This window comes from Pandoraea sp. ISTKB (genome assembly GCF_001721285.1).
GTDB lineage: Bacteria > Pseudomonadota > Gammaproteobacteria > Burkholderiales > Burkholderiaceae > Pandoraea > Pandoraea capi.
Genome location: NZ_MAOS01000022.1, coordinates 16,638 through 42,399, shown reverse-complemented (window position 1 = coordinate 42,399; position 25,762 = coordinate 16,638). Strand labels below are relative to the sequence as shown.

The following is a 25,762-nucleotide window of genomic DNA, read 5'->3' as shown; positions in this document are numbered from 1 at the left end:
AGAACTTCAGACGGGGCAATGCCGTGCGAGGCGCTGCCCGGACATCACGCCACGCAATCTCCGTCGCCCAGGCCAGTTACTGGCCGCAGATCAGTTCGTCGAAATACCCGGGGTGATGCCACGGCGACCGCGACGCGGCGTGTCGGCGGGCTTCTCTTCGGGCTTGGCCTGCACGGGCGGACGCATGATGCTGTTCCAGTTGTTCTGGATGGCGGCATCGGCGCTGTCACGGGAGACGGCGCGCGAGATGTCGGCCGTCGGGTTGAATGCCGACGCACCGCCTGCCGGGGCCGATCCGCCAACACCCGTGGCGCCGTTCGCCGGTGCAGGCGTGTTTTGCGCGTGAGCGTGCGGTGTGACGGCCAGTGCCGTCACGAAAACGGCGGGAAGCATCCACCACAGCGACTTGCGCAACCACGCGAGCGAGGGGATGGGACGGGCATTGGGGGCAACGCGGACAGTCGACTTGTGGGCCATCGGGTATCTCGAGCGAGAAGACGCAGACGCCGGCACGCTCGCCTCGCAGGGGCGACGTCGGCCGACGTCCATCATGTCGCAAATATCGTTAATGTCGCTACAGGATCAGTAGCTGCCGGGCGGCGGCTTCCAGCCCGGGGGCGGAGGCGGCGGCGGTGCATAGCGCTGAACGGGTTGCGACGACACCATGTCGCCGCGCACAGGAACGCGATTGCCGGAGGCATACATGCACTGAACGTAGGCCTGATCATAGCGGCTTTGCGTCAGATATGCAGACGACTGCGCGTTGCCGGCGCCCACGGCGCCGCCTGCGAGCAGGCCTGCACCTGCACCGATGGCGGCACCTGAGCCGCCACCGATGGCGGCACCGGCCGCAGCGCCGAGAGCGGTACCGAGCACGGCGCTGCCGATGGCGCTGTTGTTGGCTGCCGTGGTGGCGTTGATGCCGCCGTTCTGGCCGGAGGCGTACTGGCGGCAGTTGAAATCATCCTGACGGAACTGATCGAACGATTTCCCCGTACCGGGCAGCGCCATCAGGCTCGGCCCGGTGGGCACGACGACACAGCCAGCGAGTGTGGCTGCGGCGATCGCGATGGCGACGGGGGCTACGAGGCGCGGCATGCGGATGCGGCGCGCGGGTGTTGCGTCATGTGTCGTTGGCGTCGTTCGCGTCTGCGCGACAGGCCGGGTCAATTGGATGGGTGATTCGAATGACATCACGTGTCTCCCGATCAGTTCGACGCCGGTTGCGCGGGCACTTCGCGCCATCCGGCAGGACACGTTTTCACGTAGGGATAGTAGGCACCGGCCTTGTCGCAGTAGTACCAGGTGTCGCTGCTCGCCCCGGGCTGATCGTCTTGCGCGCCGGGTTGCGGTTGCTCGACGTATTGCTGCGGTTGGCTGGGGACGACGACGAGCGGCGGTGCGTAGTAAGGCGTGGGGGCGGCGTAGGGATAAGCGTACGGATACGGGTAATAGCCGGGGCCGACCCAGACGCGCACGCCGCTATGCCAGGCGAAGGCGCTGCTGCTGGCCATCGCGGCGGCCACGGCGACGAAGCCGAGGACTACAGGAAGACGTTTCACGACACAGACCTCGAAGAACGAACTCCGGACGCGGTGGATTCCGCCTCGCGGACGAGCGTCGAATGCGAGTTGGGTGAAACCGGTGCGATGGCGTTGGAAGCCATCTATCCATCCGTCCGACGAAGATCGTCGCACACCGATTTCGACATGAGTCGACGCAACGCCGCCCTGGAGTTGACGCCTCAGAGTCTAGGCCTGACACCCCTGCCGGGCAATTACGACGCCTGTTAGAAGTGTTTCAAAGCATTACGTTTTTGCGTGGATGTTTCCTGTCTGAGGTGCCTTCATCGAGGGGGACTGAGCGTCAGCGGGCCGGTGCGTTCCGACGTCGGCGGCGGCGTATCACGGGGATGCGATCGACGCGCCGTCGCTGCGCCGACGACGCCATTTCGCCGCGGTATGCGCGAGCGGCTACATGTCGTTACATGACGGTCGGCCGTCTTAAGATCCGCTTAAGCTTGCCGACGCACACTGGCCTCGTGACTCGCACCCGCTGCATCATCTGTGCGAGGCGCATGACACTTATCACACGCATCGCTCGCACCACTCGCGTCGCTCACAGGGGCACATCATGAACCAGCAGGAATTGCAGACACTTCAGGGCTTTCTGACTCAACTTACGCAAGCGCAGGCAGGCGTCAAAGACGAGCAGGCGGAGGCGTTGATCGCCGATGCCGTGCGCCGTCAGCCGGACGCGGCGTATCTCCTCGTGCAGCGTGCATTGCTGCTCGATCACGCACTGGTGTCTGCACGTGCGCAGATCGCGACGCTGCAATCGCAATTGCAGTCGGCGCAGGGCGGCGGTGCGCACGACGGCTTCCTCGGGGGGGCCAACACGTGGGGTAACGCGGGGAACGGAGGGTATGCAGCGGGGGCGGCACCGACGGCGGCGGTGTACGGCAACGCTGGAGCGGGTGCGGCACCGGCTCCGTATCCGGCTCCGACGCAGATGCAAGCCCCTGCGCAGGCTCAGCCGGCTCCACAGGCTGCTGCGCCCGCGCAACGCTCGGGGTGGTTAGGCGATGGCGCTCGCAGCACGCTCGGCAGCATCGCGACGACTGCGGCAGGTGTTGCCGGCGGCGCTTTCCTGTTCCAGGGCATCGAGAGTCTGTTTCACCGCAACAGCGGCGGCGGCTTCTTCGGCCAACCGGCGATGGGCGGATTGGGCGGCGGCATGATGCCCTCGGAGACGATCATCAACAACACGATCTACGAGAACGGAAACGGCGGCGGAAATGGTGGTGGAAGCGGAAGCGACAACTTCCTCGACACGTCGAACTCGGACTTCTCGAACATCGACGACGGCCTGATGGACACCGGCGATTACGACGACGATTCGAATTACGTTTGAGCGACCAACGGCGCGGGTGCATGAATAGCACTCGCGCCGATATCACTTCCCAATACAAAACCGACTGAAGATCACGCCAAGCAAATCGTCCGAAGTGAATTCACCGGTGATCGTGCTGAGTTGTTCCTGAGCGAGACGTAGTTCTTCGGCGAAGAGATCGAGTGCGCTTGCGTTCTGACGCGCATGCGCATCTGCCATCTCGATGTGATCGCGTGCCGCGCGAAGGGCCGACAAATGCCGTTCGCGCGCCAGAAACACGCCTTCGTTACCCGCCTGCCATCCGGCAATCCTGAGCAGTTCCGCACGCAGGAAGTCGATCCCCTGCCCGCCTTTTGCCGACAAGCGCACGCCCAGCGGCGCCGTGCCTTCCGCCGGCAAGACCGTCGCCGGTTCACCCGCCAGATCCGTCTTGTTGTACACGCGCACGATGGGCACGTGCTTCGGCAGTTGCGTCGCGATGACTTCGTCTTCGGGCGTCATGCCGGTGCGCGAATCGAGCAGATGCAGGACCGCATCCGCCTTCGCGATCTCGCTCCAGCTACGCGCGATGCCAATGCGCTCCACTTCGTCTTCCGTCTCCCGCAAACCCGCCGTGTCGATGATGTGCAGCGGAATGCCGTCGATCTGAATCGTCTGTTGCACCTTGTCGCGTGTGGTCCCGGCAATCGGCGTGACGATCGCCAGCTCGGCGCCGGCCAGCGCGTTGAGCAACGACGACTTGCCGACGTTCGGCTGCCCTGCCAGCACGACGTTGATCCCCTCACGCAACAACGCACCCTGCCGTGCTTGCGAGAGCACCTGCGCCAACTGCGCGCGAATGCGTTCGAGTTGACCGAAGGCGTCCGCCGCCTCCAGAAAATCGATTTCCTCTTCCGGGAAATCGAGCGTCGCTTCGACGAGCATGCGCAGATGAATCACCAGATCCACCAGCGAATGAATCTCGCGCGAAAACGCACCGTCCAACGACCGGCTCGCCGAACGTGCCGCCGCCTCGGTGCTCGCTTCGATCAGATCCGCCACCGCTTCGGCCTGCGCCAGATCGAGCTTGTCGTTCAGAAACGCGCGATGCGTGAATTCGCCCGGCTCGGCAAGACGCACCCCAAGCGCTGCCCCTTCGTCGATACAACGCTGCAACAGCAGTTGCAGAACGATCGGGCCGCCGTGACCTTGCAGTTCCAGCACGTCCTCGCCGGTGTACGAATTCGGGCCGGGGAAGTACAGCGCGATGCCGCGATCCAGGGCGTCACCGGCACCGTCGAGGAACGGCAGATACGACGCATGACGCGGCTTGAGCGGTTGCCCGACGAGACGCGCGATGACACGTTGCACGGCGTCGCCGCGATGCTTGCCGAAGGACACGCGCACCACGCCGATGCCGCCGCGTCCGGGGGCGGTGGCGATGGCAGCGATCGGGACGCTTGCAACGGCAGTAGTGGAGGCAGTAACGCTCATGGAACGATTCGTTGAAAAACGGTGGCTTATTTTGACATGCACCAAACAAAACCGCCCGCGAGAGACTCGCGGGCGGCTAGGTCTTTCAGACGGTCAGACGTCAATCGTCAGGCCGCCTTTTCCTTCTTCTTGGTCCCGAGCATTCGGTTGATCGACCATTGCTGCGCGATCGACAACGTGTTGTTGACCACGTAGTACAGCACCAGACCGGACGGCAGGAAGAGGAACATCACCGAGAAGATCAGCGGCATGAACATCATCATCTTGGCCTGCATCGGATCCGGCGGCGTCGGGTTCAGCTTCGTCTGGATGAACATCGACACGGCCATCAGCACCGGCAGGATGTAATACGGATCCTGCGTCGAGAGGTCATGAATCCAGCCCAGCCACGGCGCACCGCGCATTTCCACCGACGAGAGCAACACCCAGTACAGCGCAATGAACACCGGGATCTGAATCACGATCGGGATACAGCCGCCGAACGGATTGACCTTCTCGGTCTTGTACAGCTCCATGAGCGCGGCGTTCATCTTCTGCGGATCGCTCTTGTAGCGTTCGCGAAGCGCCTGCATGCGCGGCGTGATTTCCTTCATGCGCGCCATCGACTTGTAGCTTGCTGCCGACAGCGGGAAGAACACCAGCTTGATGATCACGGTCACGGCGATGATCGCCCAACCCCAGTTACCGATCAGTCCGTGCAGCTTCGAGAGCAGCCAGAACAGCGGCTTGGCCAGAATCGTGAAGTAACCGTAGTCCTTCGTCAGTTCCAGACCCGGCGCGATCTGTTCGAGCATGTGCTCTTCCTGCGGGCCGGCGAACAAACGTGCATCGACCGTCTGGCTGCCATTCGCGGGAATGCTCGCGAGCTGCTCTTTCACGCCGACACGATACAGACCGTTGTCCAGCTTGCCGATGTAGTTGTCGCGTGCGACACCTTCCTTCGGAATCCAGGCGGTAGCGAAGTAATGCTGCACCATGCCGATCCAGCCATCGCTGGACTGCTTGATGTACTTCGCCTTGTCCTTGTCGATGTCGCTGAACGTGATCTTCTGGAACTTCTCGTCGCTGCTGTAGACCGTCGGGCCCGTGAACGTGTGCGAGAACTTCGCGCCGCTGATTTCGCGGCCGTCGCGCACCAATTCCATGTACAGCGTCGGCTTGATGGCGGCGTCGGTCTTGTTGACGATCGTGTTCGACACGTCGATCACGTAGCTGCCGCGATGGAACGTGTAGGCACGCACCAGTTGCAGGCCACCCTTGACCGGCGATTCGAACTTCACGGTCAGCGTGTCGCCCGTCATCGTGGTCGGGCCGGGCACCAGCGTGAAGATGTCGTTGTGGTTCGGGAAATCGCCGCCGATCAGACCCGTGCGAGCGAAGTACTGATGGCTCGGGGTGTTGTCGAACAGCACGACGTGCTTGTCGGCTTCGTCGGCATCCGGCCACTTCGTGAGCGCCAGGAACGACAGCGTGCCGCCTTGCGTGCTGATGTCGGCTTCGTAGACGTCGGTCGTGATGCGAACCTTCTGCGCGGTGGCAGCAGCCGGTGCGTTACCCGGTGCGTTGCCTGCGGCAGCGCCGGCGTTGGCCGATTGCGGCAGGTCGTTAGCCGGCGTCTGGTTGGCGCCCGTTGCCGCCGGGGCGGATGCCTCGGGCGTCGGGAAGAACAGCGACGAATGGCCATTGGCGCGTTGCCAGTTGTCGAAAAGCATCACGACAGACAGCGCGAAAATGACCCAGAGTACGGTGCGTTTGATGTCCATGCGGTAACTCGTGGTGGACGAAACTCAGGAATGGCCCGGCGCGCGGCGCGTTACTGCCGATGCGGCCGCGGGCCCGGACGAGACCGTCTGCCTGGTTCGCGACGTGTCGTTTCCGGCGGCCTTGTCGGCACCATCAGCGTTTTGATCGGGAACGTTACAGACGTGTCGAGCCGGCGGTACGGGATCGAAACCGCCGGGGTGAAACGGATGACAGCGGCATAGACGCCTGGCCGCGAGATAAGTGCCGTAACCGGCACCGTGCTCGACGATGGCCTCGCGTGCGTAGTCGGAGCAGCTCGGATGAAAGCGGCAACGGTTCCCCAGCCAGGGACTGATCACCAGCTTGTAACCGCGCAGGAGCAACAACAGCACGCTTCGCATCTCGATTCCGCCTGTCAATCCGGCCGAGGTGGCCGGGAGGGCGGCGCATGCCCGGGGTCGGGCGCTACCGTGTGGGGACTAACTACCTTCCGTCTTGTCGTCGGAGGCGCGGCGCTTGCGGGCGGCCTTTTCGGCTGCGTCGAAGAGCTGCGCGAACTCGGTCTGGCACAGTGTGTTCAACACCGGCGCCGCCGCCGCTGTATACGTCCCCTTGTCGAATCGCCGGGTCAGTCGCAATACGAAATCCCAGCCGACGAGTGCCGCACGACGCTGGCGGAACATCTCGCGCGCCTGACGTTTGATCAGATTGCGAGTGACCGCACGCGGTGCGTGCTTCTTGCCGACGACAATGCCGATGCGGCCTTCTTGAGGCGTGGCATCGGCAGAGGTGTCCGGCGCATCTTCGCGCCAGCGCATATACAACACGAAGTGCGCGCTGCGACGCAGGGGGCGCAAACTAAAAACGGATGAAAACTCATCCGTTTTGAGAAGTCTGGCGGCTTTGGGAAACCCCAGAGCCGGGACTTCGCGCCTTGCGGACTTAACGCGCAAACCGCGGTATGACCGAGAACCGCGATTAAACGGCCAGGCGCTTACGGCCCTTGGCGCGACGAGCGGCGATGACCTTGCGGCCGCCACGGGTCTTCATGCGAACCAGGAAGCCATGGGTGCGCTTGCGGCGCGTCACGGAAGGCTGAAAAGTACGTTTCATGATGCACTCACTGTGTGAAAAAATTCCCGCGCAGCAGCATCGTAAAACGCCACAAGGACACCGTGAAAACCTGCAAATTCAAGGACTTTCACGCGCATCCCAGCCGTCGGGAGTTGGATAGGAATCCGGTTATCTTTCTAACGAACCCGCTATTTAATCGGCTTTTCCGTTGTGTGTCAATAGGTTAGCCATCGCCCCCGCTGCGCCCGCGCACGATCGTCGCCCGGGTTGTCGCAGATACGCCATTCGACAGCCTCCAGGCTGTGGATAATGGCTCGAAATGCCTGTGTCGTCATTTTGTGCCAGTGGATAAATGGGAATGTGGGCAGATTTCCCGGGCGTCGCGGCAAATCGTCGCAATTGCCGGGCATTTGCGCAGGCATCGTGCGAACGCAGGCGGGTTAACGCGGTGCGTCCGCCCGGAGATGCGCGTGCTGTGGGCATTCCTGTGGATAACTCGCTTTGCCGACGCTTTGGCGGTAAAATCCCCCATCAATTTTTTTCCCAGCAGAGTACCGGTGACGTCGCCATGTGGATAGCGCGCCGGGTTTTGTCGTCTGCGCGCGCCGGAGGAGCCGGCCGCACGCGCGAGATGGAACCCGAACGCAGCGCCATGGTTCGCGTCCTGCCGGACATCTGCAATGCGCCGCTGGTCCGACTCGACCTCTACCGGTGACCCGTCCCGATCCAGTCCGGGACAGGGAAACCGCTTGGTTTGGCACGTTTCGTCCCCATATCTGATGTAACGGATAGTGGGCGATAAAGTGCCAGACCGATGTCGTCGGATGGGCTCCGCGCCACCTGGATACACGCTGCATGAACGATTTCTGGCAACACTGCGCGACCCGTCTCGAACAAGAGCTCACGCCCCAGCAATTCCGCACCTGGATCAAACCGCTGGCGCCGCTCGACTTCGACGAACAGGCGCGCACGCTCAAGATCGGCGCGCCCAACCGCTTCAAGCTGGATTGGGTGAGAAGCCAGTTCTCCGGGCGAATCCAGACCATGGCGTCGGACTACTGGAACGCCCCGATCGAAGTGACGTTCGTCCTCGATCCGAAGGCTGGTCTGCGTGTGCCCTCCTCGACCCCTGCTCCGGCACCTGCCCCGACGCCGAGCGCCGCACCGGCCCCCGTGCCGACGAGCGTCGCGCGTGCCAACCCGGCCGCCGCTGCCGCGCAGGCCGCGGTCGCGGGTGGTCATGCGGCCGATACGGCGTCGCTCGACGGGGAGCGTCCCGATCTGGAAGCGAGCGAAGCCGAGGCGGTGCGTCGCAACTGGCGAGTGACGCCGCAGGAGCCGGTTCAGGTCGGTGAAGTCGAGTCGATCTATGAGCGCTCGAAGCTCAACCCAGTGCTGACCTTCGACAATTTCGTCACGGGTAAATCGAACCAGTTGGCCCGCGCCGCGGCGATTCAGGTCGCGAACAACCCGGGTACGTCGTACAACCCGCTGTTCCTGTATGGCGGTGTCGGTCTCGGTAAGACCCACTTGATTCATGCCATCGGCAACCAGTTGCTGGCCGAGAAGCAGAACCCGCGCATTCGCTACATCCACGCCGAGCAATACGTGTCCGACGTGGTCAAGGCGTATCAGCGCAAGGCTTTCGACGAATTCAAGCGTTACTACCATTCGCTCGATCTGCTGCTGATCGACGATATTCAGTTCTTCTCGGGCAAGAGCCGTACGCAGGAAGAATTCTTCTACGCGTTCGAAGCGCTGATTGCGAACCGTGCGCAGGTGATCATCACGAGCGACACGTACCCGAAGGAAATCACCGGCATCGACGACCGCCTGATTTCGCGTTTCGATTCGGGTCTCACGGTGGCCATCGAGCCGCCAGAGCTCGAAATGCGCGTGGCGATCCTGATCAAGAAGGCGCAGGCCGAAGGTGTGGGGCTCTCGGAGGACGTGGCGTTCTTCGTCGGTAAGCACTTGCGCTCGAACGTCCGTGAACTGGAGGGCGCGCTGCGCAAGATCCTGGCGTACTCGAAGTTCCACGGTCGCGAGATCACGATCGAGCTGACGAAGGAAGCGTTGAAAGATCTGTTGACGGTTCAGAATCGTCAGATTTCTGTCGAGAACATCCAGAAGACGGTCGCCGATTTTTACAATATCAAGGTCGCCGACATGTATTCGAAAAAGCGGCCTGCCAATATTGCACGGCCGCGGCAGATTGCAATGTATCTGGCGAAGGAGCTGACGCAGAAGAGCCTGCCGGAAATCGGCGAACTGTTCGGCGGACGCGACCATACGACCGTGCTGCACGCGGTACGCAAGATTGCAGAAGAGCGGGGCAAGGACGCGCAGCTCAACCACGAGTTGCACGTGCTGGAGCAGACGCTCAAGGGGTAACGGACCGGTTGGGGTTGGCGTCACAGCCAACGAATTTGCAGGGTGTCGGGCGGGGTTGCCCGGATCCCTGTGGATAAGCTGGGTGCGGTTTGGGGGGAACTGGGGTTTTCGGGCACAATAGCGGATCGGCGCACAATGCGTCCCCGGCTCGTCCACAGCGTTTTCCGCCCTGTTATCCCATCTGCAAGCGATTGATTGATAAGGGAATCTTCGGGTTTTCAGCAGAAACTGGCACCCGTTAACAGTTACTACGAAGGATAAATATGCAATTGGTCAAAACTCAACGAGACAATCTGCTGCGGCCGCTGCAAATTGTGAGTGGCATCGTCGAGCGTCGCCACACGTTGCCGATTCTGGCCAATTTGCTGATTCGCAAGCACGGACAGGACATTTCCTTCCTGTCGACCGATCTCGAGTTGCAGATCACGACCACCGCTGATTGCGGTGCCGGCGCCGATGATGTGGCGACGACCGTGGCTGCGCGCAAACTGCTCGACATCCTTCGCAACATGCCGGACGCCGAAGTCGCGTTGTCGCTGTCGGACAAGCGTCTGACGGTGCAGGCCGGCAAGAGCCGTTTCCAGTTGCAGACGCTGGCGGCCGAAGATTTCCCGACGGTGGCTGAGGCCAACGACTACGCCGCGAGCTTCGCGCTGCCGCAGCGTGCGTTCCGCCAACTGCTGGGCATGGTGCACTTCGCCATGGCGCAGCAGGACATCCGTTATTACCTGAACGGCATGCTGCTGGTGGTCGAGGGCGAGAAGATCGAAGCCGTGGCGACGGACGGTCACCGTCTGGCGTACTGCAACACGACGATTGCGGGCGAGAAGTTCGCACGTCAGGAAGTGATCATCCCGCGCAAGACGATTCTCGAGTTGCAGCGTCTGCTCGAAGACATCGACGATCCGGTGCAGATCGACGTGGCGCCGAGCCAGGTCAAGTTCCGTTTCGCGAACGTCGAGCTGGTATCGAAGCTGGTCGAGGGCAAGTTCCCCGACTTCAACCGAGTGATCCCGAAGGGTTACAACAAGAGCTTCGTGATCAGCCGTGAAGAGCTGCATCGTTCGTTGCAGCGCGCGGCGATCGTGACGTCGGACAAGTTCAAGGGTGTGCGTTTCCTGGTGAGCGAAAACCAGTTGAAGATCAGCGCGAACAACACCGAAAACGAAGAAGCGCAAGAAGAAATCGAGATCGATTACACGGGCGAGTCGGTGGACATCGGCTTTAACGTGACGTATCTGCTCGACGTGCTGTCGAACCTCAAGGTCGAGCAGGTGAAGGTCAGCCTCGGCGACGCCAATTCGAGCGCGCTGATCACCCTGCCTGACAACGACGAATTCAAGTACGTCGTCATGCCGATGCGCATTTGAGCGGCTTGTCCGCCATACGCGCCGTCACACATGCGCGAAGGGGCCGAGCGCCCCTTTGGCGTTTCTAGAGAATTATCCTTTTGCGGGATAAGCGGCCTTCGGAGCGCCAAAAGCGTTCGGGGGGCGGCAGGTCATGAAGCAGTAATTCGTCAGAAATGACGCAGTAACCGGAAGATTGTCATGAGCGAACAGCAAAAGCAGGCCGAAAGCGGCTATGGTGCAGCCTCCATTCAGATCCTCGAGGGTCTGGAGGCTGTGCGCAAGCGTCCCGGCATGTACATTGGCGACACGTCGGACGGTACGGGTCTGCATCACCTGGTTTTCGAGGTGCTGGACAACTCGATCGACGAGGCGCTTGCGGGTTACTGCGATGACATCCACGTGATCATTCACGCGGACAATTCCATTTCCGTGACGGACAACGGTCGCGGCATTCCCACGGGCATCAAGTTCGACGACAAGCACGAGCCGAAGCGTAGCGCGGCGGAAATCGTGATGACGGAGCTGCACGCCGGCGGCAAGTTCGACCAGAACAGCTACAAGGTGTCGGGCGGTCTGCACGGTGTGGGTGTGTCGTGCGTGAACGCGCTCTCGTCGTACCTCAAGGTCACCGTGCGTCGCGACGGCAAGAAGCACTTCATGGAATTCCACCGTGGCGTGCCGCAGAACCGTGAGATCGAGGTGGTCGACGGCGTTGAGACGTCGCCGCTCAAGGTGTTGGGCGACACGGACAAGCGCGGCACGGAAGTGCACTTCCTGGCTGACGAAACGATCTTCGGCAAGGTCGAATTCCACTACGACATTCTCGCCAAGCGCATGCGCGAGCTGTCCTTCCTGAACAACGGCGTTCGCATTCGTCTGACGGATCAGCGCACGGGCAAGGAAGACGATTTCGCGTTCGGTGGCGGCGTGAAGGGCTTCGTCGAGTACATCAACAAGTCGAAGACGGTGCTGCACCCGACCGTCTTCCACGTGATGGGCGAGCGCGACGGCATTGGCGTGGAAGTCGCCATGCAGTGGAATGACAGCTACAACGAATCGGTGCTGTGCTTCACGAACAACATTCCGCAGCGTGACGGCGGTACGCACTTGACGGGTCTGCGTGCGGCAATGACGCGCGTGATCAACAAGTACATCGCCGAGAGCGAGATCGCGAAGAAGGCCAAGGTCGAAACGACGGGCGACGACATGCGCGAGGGTCTGACCTGCGTGTTGTCGGTGAAGGTGCCTGAGCCGAAGTTCTCGTCGCAGACGAAGGACAAGCTGGTGTCGTCCGAAGTGCGTGCGCCGGTGGAAGAGTACGTGGCGAAGGCGCTGGAGGATTTCCTGCAAGAGACGCCGATCGACGCGAAGATCATTTGCTCGAAGATCGTGGAAGCGGCGCGTGCGCGCGACGCGGCACGTAAGGCGCGTGAAATGACGCGTCGTAAGGGCGTGCTTGACGGCGTGGGTCTGCCGGGCAAGCTGGCGGACTGCCAGGAGAAGGATCCGGCGCTGTGCGAAATCTACGTGGTCGAGGGTGACTCGGCAGGCGGTTCGGCAAAGCAGGGTCGCGACCGTAAGTTCCAGGCGATTCTGCCGCTGCGTGGCAAGGTGCTGAACGTCGAGAAGGCGCGTTTCGACAAGCTGATTTCGAGCGAGCAGATCGTGACGCTGATTACCGCGCTGGGTTGCGGCATCGGCAAGGACGACTACAACATCGACAAGCTGCGTTATCACCGCATTATCATCATGACCGATGCTGACGTGGACGGTGCGCACATCCGTACGCTGTTGCTGACGTTCCTGTACCGTCAGGTGCCGGAGCTGATCGAGCGCGGCTACGTGTACATTGCGCAGCCGCCGCTGTACAAGGTCAAGCACAACAAGGACGAGCGTTACATCAAGGACGAGTCCGAGCTGGGTCAGTACATGCTGAAGCTGGCGCTGAACAACGCGGAGCTGGTGCCGACGACGGGCGCGGCCCCGATTTCGGGCGATGCACTGGGCGAACTGACGCGCAGCTATCAGTTGTCGGATGGCGTGATCGAGCGTCTGAGCCGCGTGTATGAGGCGTCGGTGCTGACGGCGGTGACCGAGGGCGTCGATATCGATCTGACCAACGAAGAAGTTGCGAAGCAATCGGCGGCGGCATTGGAAGCGGCGTTGAGCAATGACCCGCTGGCGCCGGAGATCACGATCACGGCGGTGACGGAAGACGTCGAGAATGCGGACCCGGTGGTGTCGCTGCGTGTGGAGCGTCGTCATCATGGCAACGTGAAGGTCAGCGTGATCGATCCGGACTTCCTGCAATCGGCGGATTACGCGCAGTTGCAGAAGACGGCCGAGACGTTCAAGGGGCTGATCGGTGAAGGTGCGACGATCAAGCGTGGCGAGCGTTCGCAAGCGGTGACGAACTTCAAGTCGGCGATGAAGTGGCTGATGGCCGATGCGGAGAGCAAGGTCTCGAAGCAGCGCTATAAGGGCCTGGGCGAGATGAACGCCGAACAGCTCTGGGAAACGACGATGGACCCGACGGTCCGCCGCCTGCTCCGCGTACAGATCGAAGACGCCATCGCCGCCGACGGCATCTTCACGACGCTGATGGGTGACGATGTTGAGCCGCGCCGCGCGTTTATTGAAAGCAATGCGCTGCGGGCTGGGAATATTGATGTTTGATTCAGTCGGATGACGTAGCGCGCCAGAGTAAGTGCGACTGGCGCCACAGTTTTACGACTTGACGACGAAGTAGAAGCGACTGACCTACCGCCATGCCAAAGCAGTAATGCTGTGATGGGGGCGAGAACTAGAAAAAGGCCTTGGTTCAAGGCCTTTTTCTTTTTCGACGATTCTCTAATTTGCCGTCGGCATCCGGGCGCAGGTCGCGGGCGTTAATCCGGTGAGCGATGATGCGTGCGCCCACCGGTGAAGCGCTTACGCTAGAGCCGCCACCAGTTCCGGCACAATCGAGAACAGATCCCCAACGATGGCGTAATCCGCCACGCCGAAAATCGGTGCTTCCGCATCCTTGTTGATCGCGACAATGATCTTGGAATCTTTCATACCGGCGACGTGCTGAATCGCCCCCGAGATGCCGACGGCGATGTACAACTGCGGCGCCACGATTTTGCCGGTCTGTCCGACTTGCAGGTCATTCGGCACATACCCGGCATCGACTGCGGCTCTGGACGCACCAAGCGCGGCCTGAAGCCGGTCGGCGAGGGGTTCGAGAACGCGCGCGAAATTCTCGTCGCTGCCAAGGCCGCGACCTCCCGAGACGATGACACGCGCGCTGGTCAGTTCCGGCCGGTCGAGTGCCGTCTCATTCCGACTGACAAACGTCGACTTGCCACTGTCTGCGGCCGCATCGATGCGCTCGATGGACGCGTTACCGCCCTGCGCGCTCACGGGTGTAAACGCCGTCGCGCGTACGGTTATCGCCTTCACGGCGTCGCGTGAGCGAACCGTAGCGATGGCATTACCGGCATAGATCGGCCTGTCGAACGTATCGGCGCCGTGCACCGCCGTGATCTCGGAAATCTGCGCGACGTCGAGCTTTGCCGCAATGCGCGGCATCAGGTTTTTGCCGAACGCCGTCGCCGATACGAGCAAGTGAGAGTAAGTGCCAGCGATGCTCAGCACGGTCTGCGCCAAATTTTCGGCCAGCTCCCCGACGAGTTGCGGCGCGTCGGCCAGCAACACTCTCGCGATGCCTGCAATCGACGCCGCGGCGCTCGCGGCGACCTGCGCCTGATGTCCCGCTACGAGCAGGTGAATCTCGCCACCGATCTGTTGAGCCGCGCTCACGACATTCAACGTCGCGGGCTTGATCGAAGCACCGTCATGTTCGGCAATGATCAGAATCGTCATGTAGGTCCCCCTCCTTTACAGCACTTTCGCTTCAGTCTTGAGCTTCTCGACCAGCGTCTTCACATCGTCCACACGTTGGCCGGCCGCCCGCGCTGGCGGCGCCGCGACCTTTAACGTTTGCAGCCGTGGCGTGACGTCGACCCCGAGCGCCTCCGCGCTGATCGTCTCAAGCGGCTTCTTCTTCGCCTTCATGATGCTCGGCAGCGTGACGTAGCGGGGTTCGTTGAGTCGCAGGTCCGCCGTGACGACAGCCGGCAGGGTGAGCGAGAGCGTTTGCGAGCCGCCATCCACTTCACGCTCGACCGTCGCCTTGCCGCTCTCCAGCGTCACCTTCGAGGCGAAGGTCGCTTGCGGCAGATCCGCCAGCGCCGCCAGCATTTGTCCGGTCTGGTTGGCGTCGTCGTCGATTGCCTGCTTGCCGAGCACGATCAGTTGCGGTTGCTCCTTGTCGACGATTGCCTTGAGGAGTTTCGCGACCGTCAGTGGCTCCGTGCCGTCCGCTGTCTCGACAAGAATCGCCCGATCCGCCCCCATCGCGAGCGCAGTGCGAAGGGTTTCCTGCGACTGTGCAACACCAACGGACACGACGACCACTTCGGTCGCGACACCGGCCTCCTTGAGTCGTACCGCCTCCTCGACGGCGATTTCGTCGAAGGGATTCATCGACATCTTCACGTTCGCGATGTCAACTCCAGTGCCATCCGCCTTCACGCGAATGTTCACGTTGTAGTCGACCACGCGTTTGACTGCGGTCAATACCTTCACTACGCTCCTCCTTCCTGAAAAATGGACGGCACACGAAACGAAGCGCAGGGAATATCGCGTGGTTCGTGTCATGCCTGACCACGCGTTCCGACGCGCCACCGCCGCCCAACGCATGCCGGCGGCCATTCTGTTCGACGCCATCGATCATGTCCATTTCACAATACTTATCGTTTGATAACTGACAGATATCGATTTTTCGAACCCATACGCGCATTCGCCGCCAATTCATTCCTGGCATTTATCAATTATTAAAATCAGGCGATTGGACGAAATAAATCGACCTATTTCACAATTCGTACGACAGCCACGCGAGGTCGCCCCGGATCTCGGTACGCGCGTGAAAGACACATCAGGAGACATTCCATGGAGCAGTTCCAGCTATATATCGATGGCGAGTGGTGCGCCCCCTCGTCGGGTGAGTGGTTCGACACCGTCGAACCGTATTCCGGTGAAGTTTGGGCGCGAATTCCGCGCGGCAATGCCGAAGATGCGAACCGCGCCGTCGAAGCCGCGCATCGCGCCTTTCTGTCGCCGGAGTGGTCCGGGCTGAGCGCTACACAGCGCGGTGCACTGCTGCGTCGGTTCGCCGATCTCATCGAAGTGAATGCGGACCGGCTCGGGCGGATCGAGCAGCGCGACAACGGCAAGCTGATCGCCGAAGTCAGCTCGCAGGTGAAGAATGTCGCGCAGTGGTTCCACTACTACGCCGGCCTCGCCGACAAGATCGGCGGCAGTGTTGTGCCGATCAACAAGCCCGGCGTGTTCAACTACACCAAGTACGAGCCACTCGGTGTCGTCGTGGCGATCACGCCGTGGAACTCGCCGCTGTCGCTGACTTCATGGAAGATGGCCCCCGCACTCGCTGCCGGCAACACGATCGTGCTCAAGCCATCGGAATTCACTTCGGCCTCGCTGCTTGAACTGGCTAAACTCGCCGAGCAGGCTGGCTTTCCGCGCGGTGTCGTGAACGTTGTTACCGGATATGGCGCAGAAGTCGGCGAACCGCTGGTCCGACATCGTCTAACGGCGAAGGTCGCCTTTACCGGCGGCGACATTGGCGGGCGCGCCGTGAATCGTCTTGCGGCCGAAGACTTGAAGAAAGTCACGCTGGAACTCGGCGGCAAGTCGCCGAACATCGTGTTCGACGATGCCGATCTCGATCAGGCGGTCAAAGGCGCGGTCTCCGGCGTGTTCGCCGCCTCCGGGCAAACCTGCATGGCGGGCTCGCGCTTGCTGCTTCAGGAGAACATTTACGACACCTTCGTCGAGCGCCTGATCGCCATGGTGTCGGAGGCCCGCATCGGCGATCCTTCGCAGATGGACACGCAGGTCGGTCCGATCGCGACACGTCCGCAGTGGGAAAAAATTCTGGGCATGATTCAGATGGCCAAGGACGACGGGGCGACTTGCGTGCTGGGCGGCCACCCGCTCACAGGCGAAGGCTTCGGGCAGGGACAGTTCATCGCGCCGACGATCTTCACTAACGTCACCAACGACATGCGCATCGCGCAACAGGAGGTGTTCGGTCCCGTGCTTTCGGTGATCCGGTTCAAGAACGAGGACGACGCCATTCGCATCGCCAACGATGTCGATTTCGGCCTGGCTGCCGCTGTCTGGACCCGCGATTTGCATCGCGCGTTCTACTGCGTCGACCGCATTCGTGCGGGCACTGTCTGGGTGAACAACTACCGCAGCACCAGCTTCACCACACCCTTCGGCGGCTACAAGATGAGCGGTCTCGGGCGCGAAGGTGGCGTCGAAGCGCTCAAGGAGTACTACCAGACCAAGAGCGTGTGGATCACGACGCAGCCCGATCGTGCCAATCCCTTCATCCTCGGCTGACACGATCATGCAAAACACAGTAGAGAAGACTATGTCCGAAGCCGTTGACGTCGCCGATGTGCTTGTCGTGGGAAGTGGCGTTGCCGGGTTGTCCGCCGCAGTCACCGCACTCGAAGCGGGCCTGCGCGTGATCGTGCTCGAACGCTCCGTCGAAGCGGAGTTCGGTGGCAATAGCCGCTGGACCGAGGCTTACGTGCGGATGAAGAACGACAGCGAGATTTCCGACGACTTCGAAGAGCAGTTCGCCCTGAACGCCGGCGCAAACCTCGATCCGAACGTCCTCGACGCAGTGAGCGACGCCTATGCCGACTGGCCCGCTTACGTGAAGGCGCACGGCCTGCCCGATCCCGAGGTGATCTCGCGCTTTGCCGAATCGGTGCCGCCCACGGTCTCATGGCTCAAGGGTTTCGGACTGCGCTTCGAACCGCAGCCGATCTATCACCTCACGCAGCACACCACGCGCATTGCCGCGCAGGGCGGCGGCCTCGCAATCATCGAGCGTCTGGCAGCCGAGGCCAAAAAACTCGGCGCGCAGACGCTTTACCGCACGACCGCCACGGGCCTGATCCGCTCGGCAAACGGCCGCATTGAAGGGGCCGTGGTCACGGACGCGCAAGGCGTTCGCCGTGAGATCCGCGCACGCGCCACGATTCTCGCGTCCGGCGGCTATCAGGGAAATCCGGAAATGCTCACGCGTTACATGGGCACGCGTGCGCGCTATATCCGGCCGGTCGCCATCGGCGGCTATTACGACAAGGGCGAAGGCATCACGATGGCGCTCGACGCGGGTGCCGCGCCTGCGGGCGACTTCTCTTCCTATCACTCGGAACCCATCGACCCGCGCTCGCGCCAGCCGGGTGCGGTGATCTTCATCTATCCGTACGGTGTGCTCGTGAACAAGCTGGGACGCCGCTTTCTCGATGAAGCCCCCGGCGCCAGCGATGCCAGTTACGACAACATCACGCGTGCGATTGCAGAGCAGCACGAAGGCATCAGTTATGTGATCTTCGATTCTCGCGTGGAGGAGATTCCCCGCTGGAAGACGAGCATCCGCTCCGAAGTGCCGCCGGTTCAGGCCGAGACGCTGTCTGCGCTGATCGGAAAACTGGGGCTGCCGCTCGACGCCACGCTCGAATCCATCGAGGCGTACAACCGAGCGTGTCCGACGCAAGGTCACTACTCGCCTCTTGAACTCGATGGTCTGGCAACGACCGACCTGTGGCCGCCCAAGTCGAACTGGGCAACACCGATCGAAAACGGACCGTTCTACGCGTTCCCGATCATCTCCGGCAACTGCTTCACGTTCGGCGGGGTGAAAGTCAATGTCGATGCGCAGGTGCTCGACAACGACGGCAAGGCGATTCAGGGCCTTTATGCCGCCGGGGAAACCGTCGGGCTGTATCACCAGGTCTACACGGGATCGACCTCGGTGCTGCGCGGTCTGGTGTTCGGCCGCCTCGCTGCGACGCACATCGCCGCCTCGCAGCGTTGAGGTGATCGGGCGCCAAGGCGATAGGACGTTTGGCGGCAGACGGCCGCTCAACCGTCCATCAGTTCGCTGCCGCGTGTGCGCAGCAGATTGAGCAGGCAAACGGACGCAGGGGAGAGATACCCCTGCGCCCGGTAGGCCACGCCGAACTGGCGTTTCATCACGAGTGAGGGTGCATCCACCTCGCGCAGCAGCGTATCGAACTTGCCCTTGCCCAGATTACGGCGCGCCACGAAGCTGAGCAGTCCCGTGCGGGCGATCAGCGGCGGCAGCAACGAAATCGAATTCGTCTCGATCTGAACGACGGCAGGCGGCAGCCCGAATTTCTCCATTGCGGCGTCGAGCCACTGACGGGTTGCGACGGATTTCGCGGGCAAGATCCAGCGATAGTCCGCGAGCCGTTTGGCTGGCGCATCGCTCTTGAAAATCGGATGCTCGCGGCTGGCGACGACCACCACAGAATCGTCGGTGATCGGATACGTAATCAGTCCGTCGCGCCCCGTCGCGATCGGCCCCACGACCAGATCGAGTTGCCCGGCTCTCAGGTGCTCATGCAGCACGTCGTTCATCCCGATCTGCAATTCGATCGTGATTTCGGGGGCCGTTTGCAGTAGCACCTCACTCACGCGCGGCAGGAGAAATTCTGCCGTCGTCGCCGCCGTGCCAAGACGCACATGCCCGATGGCGCCGTTCGCAAAATCGTTCAGTTCGCGCGTCGTCTCCTCCATCGTGCGCCGTACATGACGTGCGCGCTCAAGCAATAACGTGCCCATCGGGGTCAGTTCGATACGCCGCCCGACTCGCGCGAAGAGTTCCGCATTCAACTCTTCTTCGAGACGCTGAAGGCATTTGGAGAGCGCCGGCTGTGTGCGATGCAACGCCTCTGCGGCCCGGCCCAGATGCCCCAGTTCGGCAATGGTTTCGAAGTACGTCAGGTCGCGCAGATCCATGGCTAATCAATAACTCTGATTCATCATTTGATAAAAATTAGAGAATGGACTTCATGTTTTGGGATGTCAATAATTTCAATCATTCACACCCCCGACTCGACCAGAGAGACATGACTCACACCATCCTCGTCACTGCGCCCCGGCTCGCCAAGGCAGGTGTCGACCGCCTGAATGCTGCCGGCTGCACGACGCTTTTTCTTCGCGACGCTAACGACCCGACCGAAGTCGAACGGTGGCTGCGCACTCATCCGGTGGACGCCGTGATTTCCCGTACCGTGACGCTGTCCGGGGAGGCGATTCGCGCGTGCCCGACGCTCAAGGTGATCTCGAAGCACGGCGTGGGTGTCAGCAATATCGACGTCGCCGCTGCGTCGGCGTGCGGCATTCCCGTCTACGTCACGCCGGGCGCGAATGCGCAATCGGTCGCCGAGATGAGTCTCGGCCTCATGTTGGCCGCCGCGCGACGCATCGGCTGGATGGACGCCGAATTGCGTGCAGGACGCTGGACGCGCGCGCAGGATGGCGTGGAGCTGGCCGGTCGCACACTCGGTCTGGTCGGCTTCGGCCAGATCGCCCTGCGTGTCGCACACGCGGCCATGGCCATCGGCATGAAGGTCGCAGCCTACGATCCGGCGATTCCTGGTGCGAGAACGCTTGATGGCGTCGCCATCGTGCCCGATCTCGACACGTTGCTCTCACGCGCGGATGTGCTCAGCCTGCATGTCCCGCTCACGGCCACCACGCGCGGGATGATCGGGCGACGCGAACTGGCGCTGTTGCCCGCCGACGCGATCCTCGTCAATACGGCGCGTGGCGAAGTCGTTGACGAAGCGGCGCTGATCGAGGCGCTCTCGACTCGCAAGCTCTTCGCCGCAGGACTCGACACGACGGCCAGCGAGCCGATCGAAGCGGATAACCCACTGCTCGCGCTGCCGAACGTGGTGCTCACCCCGCATGTCGGCGGCTCCACGCCGGCCGCCCTCGCCTCGATGGCGAGCGGCGCGGTGCAGAACGTGCTCGGCTTCCTGAGCGGCCACCTGCCCGATGCACGCACCTGTGTGAATCCCGAAACCCTTCGTTCCGAAATCCTTTGTCATTCCGAGGCATCAGCACAATGAAGCAAGAATCTCTTATTTGGCCGACGGGCTACCGTATCAACCCGCGCGAGGCGGGACCGTCCGACGAGTTCATCGACGCGTTTCGCGCAATCCCCGTGCCGGTCGCCGGTGACTGTTCGGGACGTAGCCTTGGCACGACCGGCCTGCGTCCGTATCACCGCGATCTCACCGAGGTGCTTTGCGGTCGGGCAGTCACGGTGCGCGTGCGTCCGGGAGACAACCTCATGATCCACAAGGCGATGCTCATGGCGCAGCCGGGCGACGTCATCGTGGTAGACGGCGGCGCGGATGTATCGCAAGCGCTGATCGGCGGCCTGATGCGCACCACGGCCGTGTCGCGCCGATTGGCGGGATTCATCGTCGACGGTGCGATTCGCGATGTGCTCGAGTGGGCGGAGCCCGGCATGCCCGTATTCGCTCGCGGCAACACGCATCGCGGGCCGAGCAAGGACGGACCGGGCATGATCAACATTCCCGTGGCTGTGGGCGGCATGGTCGTCAATCCGGGGGACTTGATTCTTGGCGACGCAGACGGTCTCATCGCACTTTCACCCGATGGGTTATCCGATCTGCTCAGCGCCGCGCAGGCTCACCTCAAACGCGAGGCGGGGATTCGTGCGCAAAATGCTTCGGGCCACTCGGATGTCGAGCGTTTCGACGCCATGCTGCGCCAGCGAGGATTGCGCATCTGAAGCGCGCGGCGCCCCACTCCTCAGAGAACAAGATGAAAGCAGTCGATAGCTTTTCGTGCCTGCGGCCTGTCCCCGGCCACCCGGACGTTTTCCATTTCAGCCTGCCGGCAGCGCAAGCCGCCGGCGCGGGAGCGCTCTCGACGCTGCCCTACTCGCTGCGGGTACTCGCCGAGCATCTGTTGCGTCATGAAGACGGCGCAGTGATTACCGCCGACGCGATACACGCGTTCGCCACCGCCGCCCATGCAGGCAGCACCGATGTCGACGTGTCCTTCTTCCCCGGCCGCCTGATGATGCAGGACTCGTCGGGATTGCCGGTGCTCGCCGACTTCGTCGCGCTCGACGAGGCAGTGCGCAAAGCGGGAGCCGACCCGACCCGTGTCAGCCCCCGCATTCCTATCGACCTCGTCGTTGATCATGCTGTGGAAGTCGATCACTGGGGCTCGACGCAAGCGAGTGCGCAAAACCTCGATCTGGAGTTCCATCGCCACGCCGACCGGTATCGCTTCTTGCGCTGGGTTCAGCAACGCATGCCGCGACTGCGCGTCGTGCCACCGGGCACGGGCATCTGCCATCAACTCAATCTGGAAGTGCTCGCCGACGTGATTGCCGTCAGGCAGGCGCCGGACGGACGGCAGATCGCTGGCTTCGATTCCTTGCTAGGCACCGACAGCCACACGACCATGGTCAACGCGCTGTCGGTTTTCGGCTGGGGTGTGGGGGGCGTGGAAGCCACGGCGGCTGCGCTTGGCGAGCCTGTCGTGATGAAGATTCCCGAGGTCGTCGGTGTCCGGCTTCGCAACCGGCTGGCCGACGGCGTTCTCGCCACCGATCTGGCGCTCGCGCTCACCGCCGAGTTGCGCAAGCACGACCTCGTGCTGCGCGTCGTCGAGTTCTGCGGCCCGGGCGTGCACACACTGTCGATTCCCGACCGCGCGACGATCGCCAACATGGCGCCCGAGTATGGCGCGACGATGGGATTCTTCCCCGCCGACGCACGCACCGTCGATTACCTTCGTGCCACGGGCCGACCGCAAGCACAGGTGCAACTCGTCGAGGCGTATCTCGATGCGCAATGGATGCTGCATTGTGAATCCGATCCGGAGCCACACTTCCACCGGCTCATCGATTTCGACCTTGCGAGCGTGGCGCCTACGCTCGCCGGGCCACGTCGCCCGCACGATGCGCTCTCACTCGCAAGTCTCACCGCGACGGTGCCGCCATCGCGAGGGAGCAGCAGCGCTCTGGATCATGGCGCCGTCGTCATTGCCGCCATCACCAGTTGCACCAACACCTCCAACCCGAGGGCACTGGTGGCTGCCGGATTGCTTGCGCGAAATGCACTCGCGCGCGGCCTGCGCAGCGCGGCTTGGACGAAGACGTCATTTGCTCCTGGCTCGCGTGTGGCCTCCGGCATGCTGGAGCGCGCAGGTCTGCAAAGCGCGCTCAACGCGCTCGGGTTCCATGTCGTCGGACACGGATGCATGACCTGCATGGGCAACTCGGGGCCACTCGCCGACGCCATCGAAACGCAGATACGCGAACAGGATCTGTCCGTCGCGGCCGTGTTGTCGGGTAACCGAAATTTCGAAGGGCGCATTCACCCGCGATGCAAGCTCTCGTATCTGGCGTCGCCGCCGATGGTGGTCGCGCTCGCCATTGCCGGCACCGTGCGCATCGATCTCTCGTGCGAACCGCTCGGCGTTGATGAACAACAGCGTTCGGTGTTTCTGCGCGACATCTGGCCGAGCGACGTCGATATTGACGCAGTGCTCGACGCCACCGATATGCGCGAACTGAGCGAGATCAACCGTCGTTCGTCATTCGACGGCCCGGCCCAGTGGATCGCTATCGAGCCACCGTCGACCGACCGATATCCATGGGATGACGATGCCGGATTTATCCGCCGTCCGCCGTTCCTGTCGGAAGCCCTCACCCGCCCGCTCGCGTCGACTGATATCCTCGGCGCGCGCCCGCTGCTGCTGCTCGGCGATAACGTGACGACCGACCACATCTCGCCGGTGTCGCGCATTTCGCCAGAATCGGAAGCGGGTCGATGGCTGCTGTCTCAGGGCGTTGATGCAGCGAACCTCGCAAGCTTCAGCGCACGACGACTGAATCACGACGTCATGCTGCGTGGCGGCTTCGCGAATCCCCGTATTCACAACCTGCTCGTACCGGGCACCGAGGGCGGCATCACGCGGCTGATGCCTGACCACGACACGATGCCGATCCACGACGCTGCGGCAACCTATGCGGCGCGTGGGGTCCCTGTCGTCGTCATCGCCGGACGCGGTTACGGTGCCGGTTCCGCGCGCGACTGGGCGGCCAAGGTCACGCGAATGCTCGGTATCCGCGCCGTGATTGCCAGAAGCTTCGAGCGCATCCATCGCACGAATCTGGTTGCCTTCGGTGTGCTGCCGCTCACCTTGCCCGACAACGTCGAGCTGTCGCTGGACGGCACCGAGACGTTCGATCTCATCGGCGTCGAAGCCGGTCTGCGCGTCGGCGGGTCGGTCGTACTCGAAGTCCAGCGCGCGACCGGCGCACGCATGCGCTATGCGCTACATGCACACATCGAAACGGACGTTGAGGTCAACTGGCTCAAACATGGCGGTCTGCTGCCCAAGGTGATGCACCACGTTTGTTGATGTCGCTTTTTTTGATTCCCCCGATCGCAATCGATATCGGTTGATTGCCGTCGATTTCATACGCAAGCCCCCAAGCAAAGCGGGCGGCCCGACATTCGGGACACGCCCGCCACATAAAAAGCAGATGGAGACATGAAGATGCACCCGAGCAACGCAGACACCACGATTAACGTTCCGGTATCGCCGGATGAGGAAACCCTCTTATACGGGCGCGTATTCCGGCGCATCGTTCCGCTTCTGGTCCTATGTCTGATGGCGGCCTTCATCGATCGCTTCAACATCGGGTTCGCCAAGCTTCAGATGCTCGACGACCTGAAGTTCAGCGAAACCGTGTATGGCCTGGGCGCGGGCATTTTCTTCGTCGGCTACTTCCTGTTCGAGGTGCCGAGCAACATGATCATGCACCGCGTGGGCGCAAGACGATGGATCGCGCGAATTCTGATCACCTGGGGTATTGTCTCAGGTGCGACGTGTTTGGTTAGTACTCCAATGCAGTTTTATGTGCTTCGCTTCTTGCTGGGCGTAGCTGAGGCGGGGTTTTTCCCCGGCGTCATTCTTTACCTGACTTACTGGTTCCCGGCGGCCCGTCGTGCTCGCTTCAATGCGCTTTTCATCATCGGCATTCCGCTCTCGGGGGTAGTCGGCAATCCGATCACGGGTTGGATTCTGTCCCATTTCGACAAAATGGGTGGATGGGCAGGCTGGCAGTGGATGTTCTTTCTGGAAGCTATTCCGTCCATCGTGCTGGGTTTCGTCGTGCTTCGCATGCTCGACGACCGCATTGCCGATGCGCGCTGGCTGTCCGCCGCCGAGAAGCATGTGCTCGAACGCAACCTCGCCAACGATGTGGGCGCGCACCAGACGCACGACGTCAAAGGGGCGTTTCGCAATCCGCGCCTCTGGGCGCTGGCCATCATCTATTTCGGCCTGTGTATGGGGTTGTATGGCGTGGGCTTCTGGATGCCGACCATCATTCGCGCAAGCGGCATTCTCGATACGACCACCATCGGCCTGCTCGGATCGATACCGCCGCTGTTTACCGTCATCGCCATGCTCGTGAACTCCTCGCATTCGGATCGCATGGGCGAGCGCCGCTGGCACATTGCCGTCCCGTGCACGATCGGTGCGATAGGGCTGATCGTCTCGACGACGAGCGTGGGTAATCCGGCAATCGCGATTGCTTCTCTGACGGCGGGTTACATGGGGATCATGGCGTCGTCGCCCGTGTTCTGGAGTCTGGCGACCACGTTTATGACCGGCATTGCCGCTGCGGCCGGTATCGCGATGATCAATTCCATCGGCAACATTGCTGGCGTCATCAGTCCGTGGCTCATCGGCTGGTTCAAAGACACGCTCGGCAGCACCGACATGGGCATGTACGCGATTGCAGCATCTCTCGTGCTGGGGGCATTCGTCGCGCTGGCACAACCCAAACCTCAACGCAATCTATAACATCCAGA

At 62.1% G+C, this 25,762-nt stretch carries 22 protein-coding genes; 11 read left to right on the top strand and 11 right to left on the bottom strand.

The features are described from left to right. Nucleotides 1–90: 90 nt before the first annotated feature. From A9762_RS05685 to A9762_RS05675, 3 genes are all read right to left on the bottom strand, one after another. Entirely contained in the window at nt 91–477 is a 387-nt protein-coding gene (locus A9762_RS05685; protein ID WP_069341067.1) for a hypothetical protein, read from the bottom strand. A 105-nt stretch (nt 478–582) separates the two neighbouring features. After that, complete coding sequence (locus tag A9762_RS28855) at nt 583–1,098, bottom strand: hypothetical protein (RefSeq protein WP_069341066.1); 516 nt, start codon at nt 1,096–1,098, stop codon at nt 583–585. A 110-nt stretch (nt 1,099–1,208) separates the two neighbouring features. Continuing rightward, a complete protein-coding gene (locus A9762_RS05675; RefSeq protein WP_069341065.1) occupies nt 1,209–1,562 on the bottom strand; it encodes a hypothetical protein in 354 nt (117 codons plus the stop codon). A gap of 571 nt (nt 1,563–2,133) precedes the next feature. Between A9762_RS05675 and A9762_RS05670 the strand changes: the two genes are divergently transcribed. Beyond that, entirely contained in the window at nt 2,134–2,913 is a 780-nt protein-coding gene (locus tag A9762_RS05670; RefSeq protein WP_069341064.1) for a DUF2076 family protein, read from the top strand. 42 nt (nt 2,914–2,955) lie between these two features. On the opposite strand, the gene mnmE is transcribed toward A9762_RS05670, so the two are convergent. The 5 genes from mnmE to rpmH form a co-directional block, all read right to left on the bottom strand. Further along, the gene (gene mnmE, locus A9762_RS05665; RefSeq protein ID WP_069341063.1) at nt 2,956–4,365 is read right to left on the bottom strand and encodes a tRNA uridine-5-carboxymethylaminomethyl(34) synthesis GTPase MnmE; all 1,410 of its coding nucleotides are present in this window, start codon (nt 4,363–4,365) and stop codon (nt 2,956–2,958) included. Between the two features lie 107 nt (nt 4,366–4,472). Further along, the gene (yidC, locus tag A9762_RS05660) at nt 4,473–6,128 is read right to left on the bottom strand and encodes a membrane protein insertase YidC (RefSeq protein WP_069341062.1); all 1,656 of its coding nucleotides are present in this window, start codon (nt 6,126–6,128) and stop codon (nt 4,473–4,475) included. Between the two features lie 24 nt (nt 6,129–6,152). Beyond that, nucleotides 6,153–6,509, bottom strand: coding sequence for a membrane protein insertion efficiency factor YidD (gene yidD, locus A9762_RS28015; protein ID WP_083253669.1), 357 nt, complete (start codon nt 6,507–6,509; stop codon nt 6,153–6,155). Between the two features lie 78 nt (nt 6,510–6,587). Beyond that, nucleotides 6,588–7,025, bottom strand: a complete 438-nt coding sequence (gene rnpA / locus A9762_RS05650) for a ribonuclease P protein component (protein WP_170836190.1) — start codon at nt 7,023–7,025, stop codon at nt 6,588–6,590. Nucleotides 7,026–7,086: 61 nt separating this feature from the next. Next, nucleotides 7,087–7,221 carry a 50S ribosomal protein L34 gene (gene rpmH, locus A9762_RS05645; protein WP_010806664.1) on the bottom strand — a complete coding sequence of 45 codons (135 nt, stop codon included), beginning with the start codon at nt 7,219–7,221 and terminating at the stop codon, nt 7,087–7,089. 319 nt (nt 7,222–7,540) lie between these two features. Between rpmH and A9762_RS28445 the strand changes: the two genes are divergently transcribed. The 4 genes from A9762_RS28445 to gyrB all read left to right on the top strand — a co-directional run bounded on the left by A9762_RS28445 (nt 7,541) and on the right by gyrB (nt 13,604). Further along, nucleotides 7,541–7,897 (top strand): hypothetical protein, encoded by a 357-nt coding sequence (locus A9762_RS28445; RefSeq protein WP_139133105.1) that lies wholly within the window; start codon nt 7,541–7,543, stop codon nt 7,895–7,897. A gap of 140 nt (nt 7,898–8,037) precedes the next feature. Continuing rightward, nucleotides 8,038–9,576 (top strand): chromosomal replication initiator protein DnaA, encoded by a 1,539-nt coding sequence (gene dnaA, locus A9762_RS05640; protein ID WP_069341060.1) that lies wholly within the window; start codon nt 8,038–8,040, stop codon nt 9,574–9,576. A 263-nt stretch (nt 9,577–9,839) separates the two neighbouring features. Then, nucleotides 9,840–10,946 carry a DNA polymerase III subunit beta gene (gene dnaN, locus A9762_RS05635; protein WP_046290265.1) on the top strand — a complete coding sequence of 369 codons (1,107 nt, stop codon included), beginning with the start codon at nt 9,840–9,842 and terminating at the stop codon, nt 10,944–10,946. Nucleotides 10,947–11,126: 180 nt separating this feature from the next. After that, entirely contained in the window at nt 11,127–13,604 is a 2,478-nt protein-coding gene (gene gyrB, locus A9762_RS05630) for a DNA topoisomerase (ATP-hydrolyzing) subunit B (RefSeq protein WP_069341059.1), read from the top strand. 255 nt (nt 13,605–13,859) lie between these two features. Here the strand turns inward: gyrB and A9762_RS05625 are convergent, their stop codons facing one another. Together A9762_RS05625 and A9762_RS05620 are read right to left on the bottom strand one after the other, a co-directional pair. Next, nucleotides 13,860–14,795, bottom strand: a complete 936-nt coding sequence (locus A9762_RS05625; RefSeq protein WP_069341058.1) for an electron transfer flavoprotein subunit alpha/FixB family protein — start codon at nt 14,793–14,795, stop codon at nt 13,860–13,862. A 15-nt stretch (nt 14,796–14,810) separates the two neighbouring features. Further along, nucleotides 14,811–15,560 (bottom strand): electron transfer flavoprotein subunit beta/FixA family protein, encoded by a 750-nt coding sequence (locus A9762_RS05620; RefSeq protein WP_069341057.1) that lies wholly within the window; start codon nt 15,558–15,560, stop codon nt 14,811–14,813. Between the two features lie 363 nt (nt 15,561–15,923). Between A9762_RS05620 and A9762_RS05615 the strand changes: the two genes are divergently transcribed. Together A9762_RS05615 and A9762_RS05610 are read left to right on the top strand one after the other, a co-directional pair. Then, nucleotides 15,924–17,402, top strand: a complete 1,479-nt coding sequence (locus A9762_RS05615; protein ID WP_069341056.1) for an aldehyde dehydrogenase — start codon at nt 15,924–15,926, stop codon at nt 17,400–17,402. Nucleotides 17,403–17,433: 31 nt separating this feature from the next. Further along, complete coding sequence (locus tag A9762_RS05610; RefSeq protein WP_069341055.1) at nt 17,434–18,894, top strand: FAD-dependent oxidoreductase; 1,461 nt, start codon at nt 17,434–17,436, stop codon at nt 18,892–18,894. Nucleotides 18,895–18,941: 47 nt separating this feature from the next. On the opposite strand, the gene A9762_RS05605 is transcribed toward A9762_RS05610, so the two are convergent. After that, nucleotides 18,942–19,841 (bottom strand): LysR family transcriptional regulator, encoded by a 900-nt coding sequence (locus tag A9762_RS05605; protein WP_069341054.1) that lies wholly within the window; start codon nt 19,839–19,841, stop codon nt 18,942–18,944. A gap of 110 nt (nt 19,842–19,951) precedes the next feature. On the opposite strand from A9762_RS05605, the gene A9762_RS05600 reads away from it, so the two are divergent. The 4 genes from A9762_RS05600 (at nt 19,952) to A9762_RS05585 (ending at nt 25,754) form a co-directional block, all read left to right on the top strand. Continuing rightward, nucleotides 19,952–20,959 (top strand): hydroxyacid dehydrogenase, encoded by a 1,008-nt coding sequence (locus A9762_RS05600; protein ID WP_069341053.1) that lies wholly within the window; start codon nt 19,952–19,954, stop codon nt 20,957–20,959. Continuing rightward, the gene (locus A9762_RS05595) at nt 20,956–21,651 is read left to right on the top strand and encodes an RraA family protein (protein ID WP_069341052.1); all 696 of its coding nucleotides are present in this window, start codon (nt 20,956–20,958) and stop codon (nt 21,649–21,651) included. Before A9762_RS05600 ends, A9762_RS05595 begins: the two co-directional genes overlap by 4 nt. Nucleotides 21,652–21,683: 32 nt before the next feature. After that, the gene (acnA, locus tag A9762_RS05590; protein WP_069341051.1) at nt 21,684–24,302 is read left to right on the top strand and encodes an aconitate hydratase AcnA; all 2,619 of its coding nucleotides are present in this window, start codon (nt 21,684–21,686) and stop codon (nt 24,300–24,302) included. Between the two features lie 132 nt (nt 24,303–24,434). After that, entirely contained in the window at nt 24,435–25,754 is a 1,320-nt protein-coding gene (locus A9762_RS05585) for an MFS transporter (protein WP_240493457.1), read from the top strand. The last annotated feature ends 8 nt before the right edge of the window (nt 25,755–25,762 follow it).

Excerpts from the sequence above, each read along its gene's own strand:
- A9762_RS05685 (WP_069341067.1), bottom strand. The coding sequence starts at position 477 with ATGGCCCACAAGTCGACTGTCCGCGTTGCCCCCAATGCCCGTCCCATC.
- A9762_RS28855 (WP_069341066.1), bottom strand. The coding sequence starts at position 1,098 with ATGCCGCGCCTCGTAGCCCCCGTCGCCATCGCGATCGCCGCAGCCACA.
- A9762_RS05670 (WP_069341064.1), top strand. The coding sequence starts at position 2,134 with ATGAACCAGCAGGAATTGCAGACACTTCAGGGCTTTCTGACTCAACTT.
- mnmE (WP_069341063.1), bottom strand. The coding sequence starts at position 4,365 with ATGAGCGTTACTGCCTCCACTACTGCCGTTGCAAGCGTCCCGATCGCT.
- yidC (WP_069341062.1), bottom strand. The coding sequence starts at position 6,128 with ATGGACATCAAACGCACCGTACTCTGGGTCATTTTCGCGCTGTCTGTC.
- yidD (WP_083253669.1), bottom strand. The coding sequence starts at position 6,509 with ATGCGAAGCGTGCTGTTGTTGCTCCTGCGCGGTTACAAGCTGGTGATC.
- rpmH (WP_010806664.1), bottom strand. The coding sequence starts at position 7,221 with ATGAAACGTACTTTTCAGCCTTCCGTGACGCGCCGCAAGCGCACCCAT.
- A9762_RS28445 (WP_139133105.1), top strand. The coding sequence starts at position 7,541 with ATGTGGGCAGATTTCCCGGGCGTCGCGGCAAATCGTCGCAATTGCCGG.
- dnaA (WP_069341060.1), top strand. The coding sequence starts at position 8,038 with ATGAACGATTTCTGGCAACACTGCGCGACCCGTCTCGAACAAGAGCTC.
- dnaN (WP_046290265.1), top strand. The coding sequence starts at position 9,840 with ATGCAATTGGTCAAAACTCAACGAGACAATCTGCTGCGGCCGCTGCAA.
- gyrB (WP_069341059.1), top strand. The coding sequence starts at position 11,127 with ATGAGCGAACAGCAAAAGCAGGCCGAAAGCGGCTATGGTGCAGCCTCC.
- A9762_RS05625 (WP_069341058.1), bottom strand. The coding sequence starts at position 14,795 with ATGACGATTCTGATCATTGCCGAACATGACGGTGCTTCGATCAAGCCC.
- A9762_RS05615 (WP_069341056.1), top strand. The coding sequence starts at position 15,924 with ATGGAGCAGTTCCAGCTATATATCGATGGCGAGTGGTGCGCCCCCTCG.
- A9762_RS05610 (WP_069341055.1), top strand. The coding sequence starts at position 17,434 with ATGTCCGAAGCCGTTGACGTCGCCGATGTGCTTGTCGTGGGAAGTGGC.
- A9762_RS05605 (WP_069341054.1), bottom strand. The coding sequence starts at position 19,841 with ATGGATCTGCGCGACCTGACGTACTTCGAAACCATTGCCGAACTGGGG.
- A9762_RS05600 (WP_069341053.1), top strand. The coding sequence starts at position 19,952 with ATGACTCACACCATCCTCGTCACTGCGCCCCGGCTCGCCAAGGCAGGT.
- A9762_RS05595 (WP_069341052.1), top strand. The coding sequence starts at position 20,956 with ATGAAGCAAGAATCTCTTATTTGGCCGACGGGCTACCGTATCAACCCG.
- acnA (WP_069341051.1), top strand. The coding sequence starts at position 21,684 with ATGAAAGCAGTCGATAGCTTTTCGTGCCTGCGGCCTGTCCCCGGCCAC.
- A9762_RS05585 (WP_240493457.1), top strand. The coding sequence starts at position 24,435 with ATGAAGATGCACCCGAGCAACGCAGACACCACGATTAACGTTCCGGTA.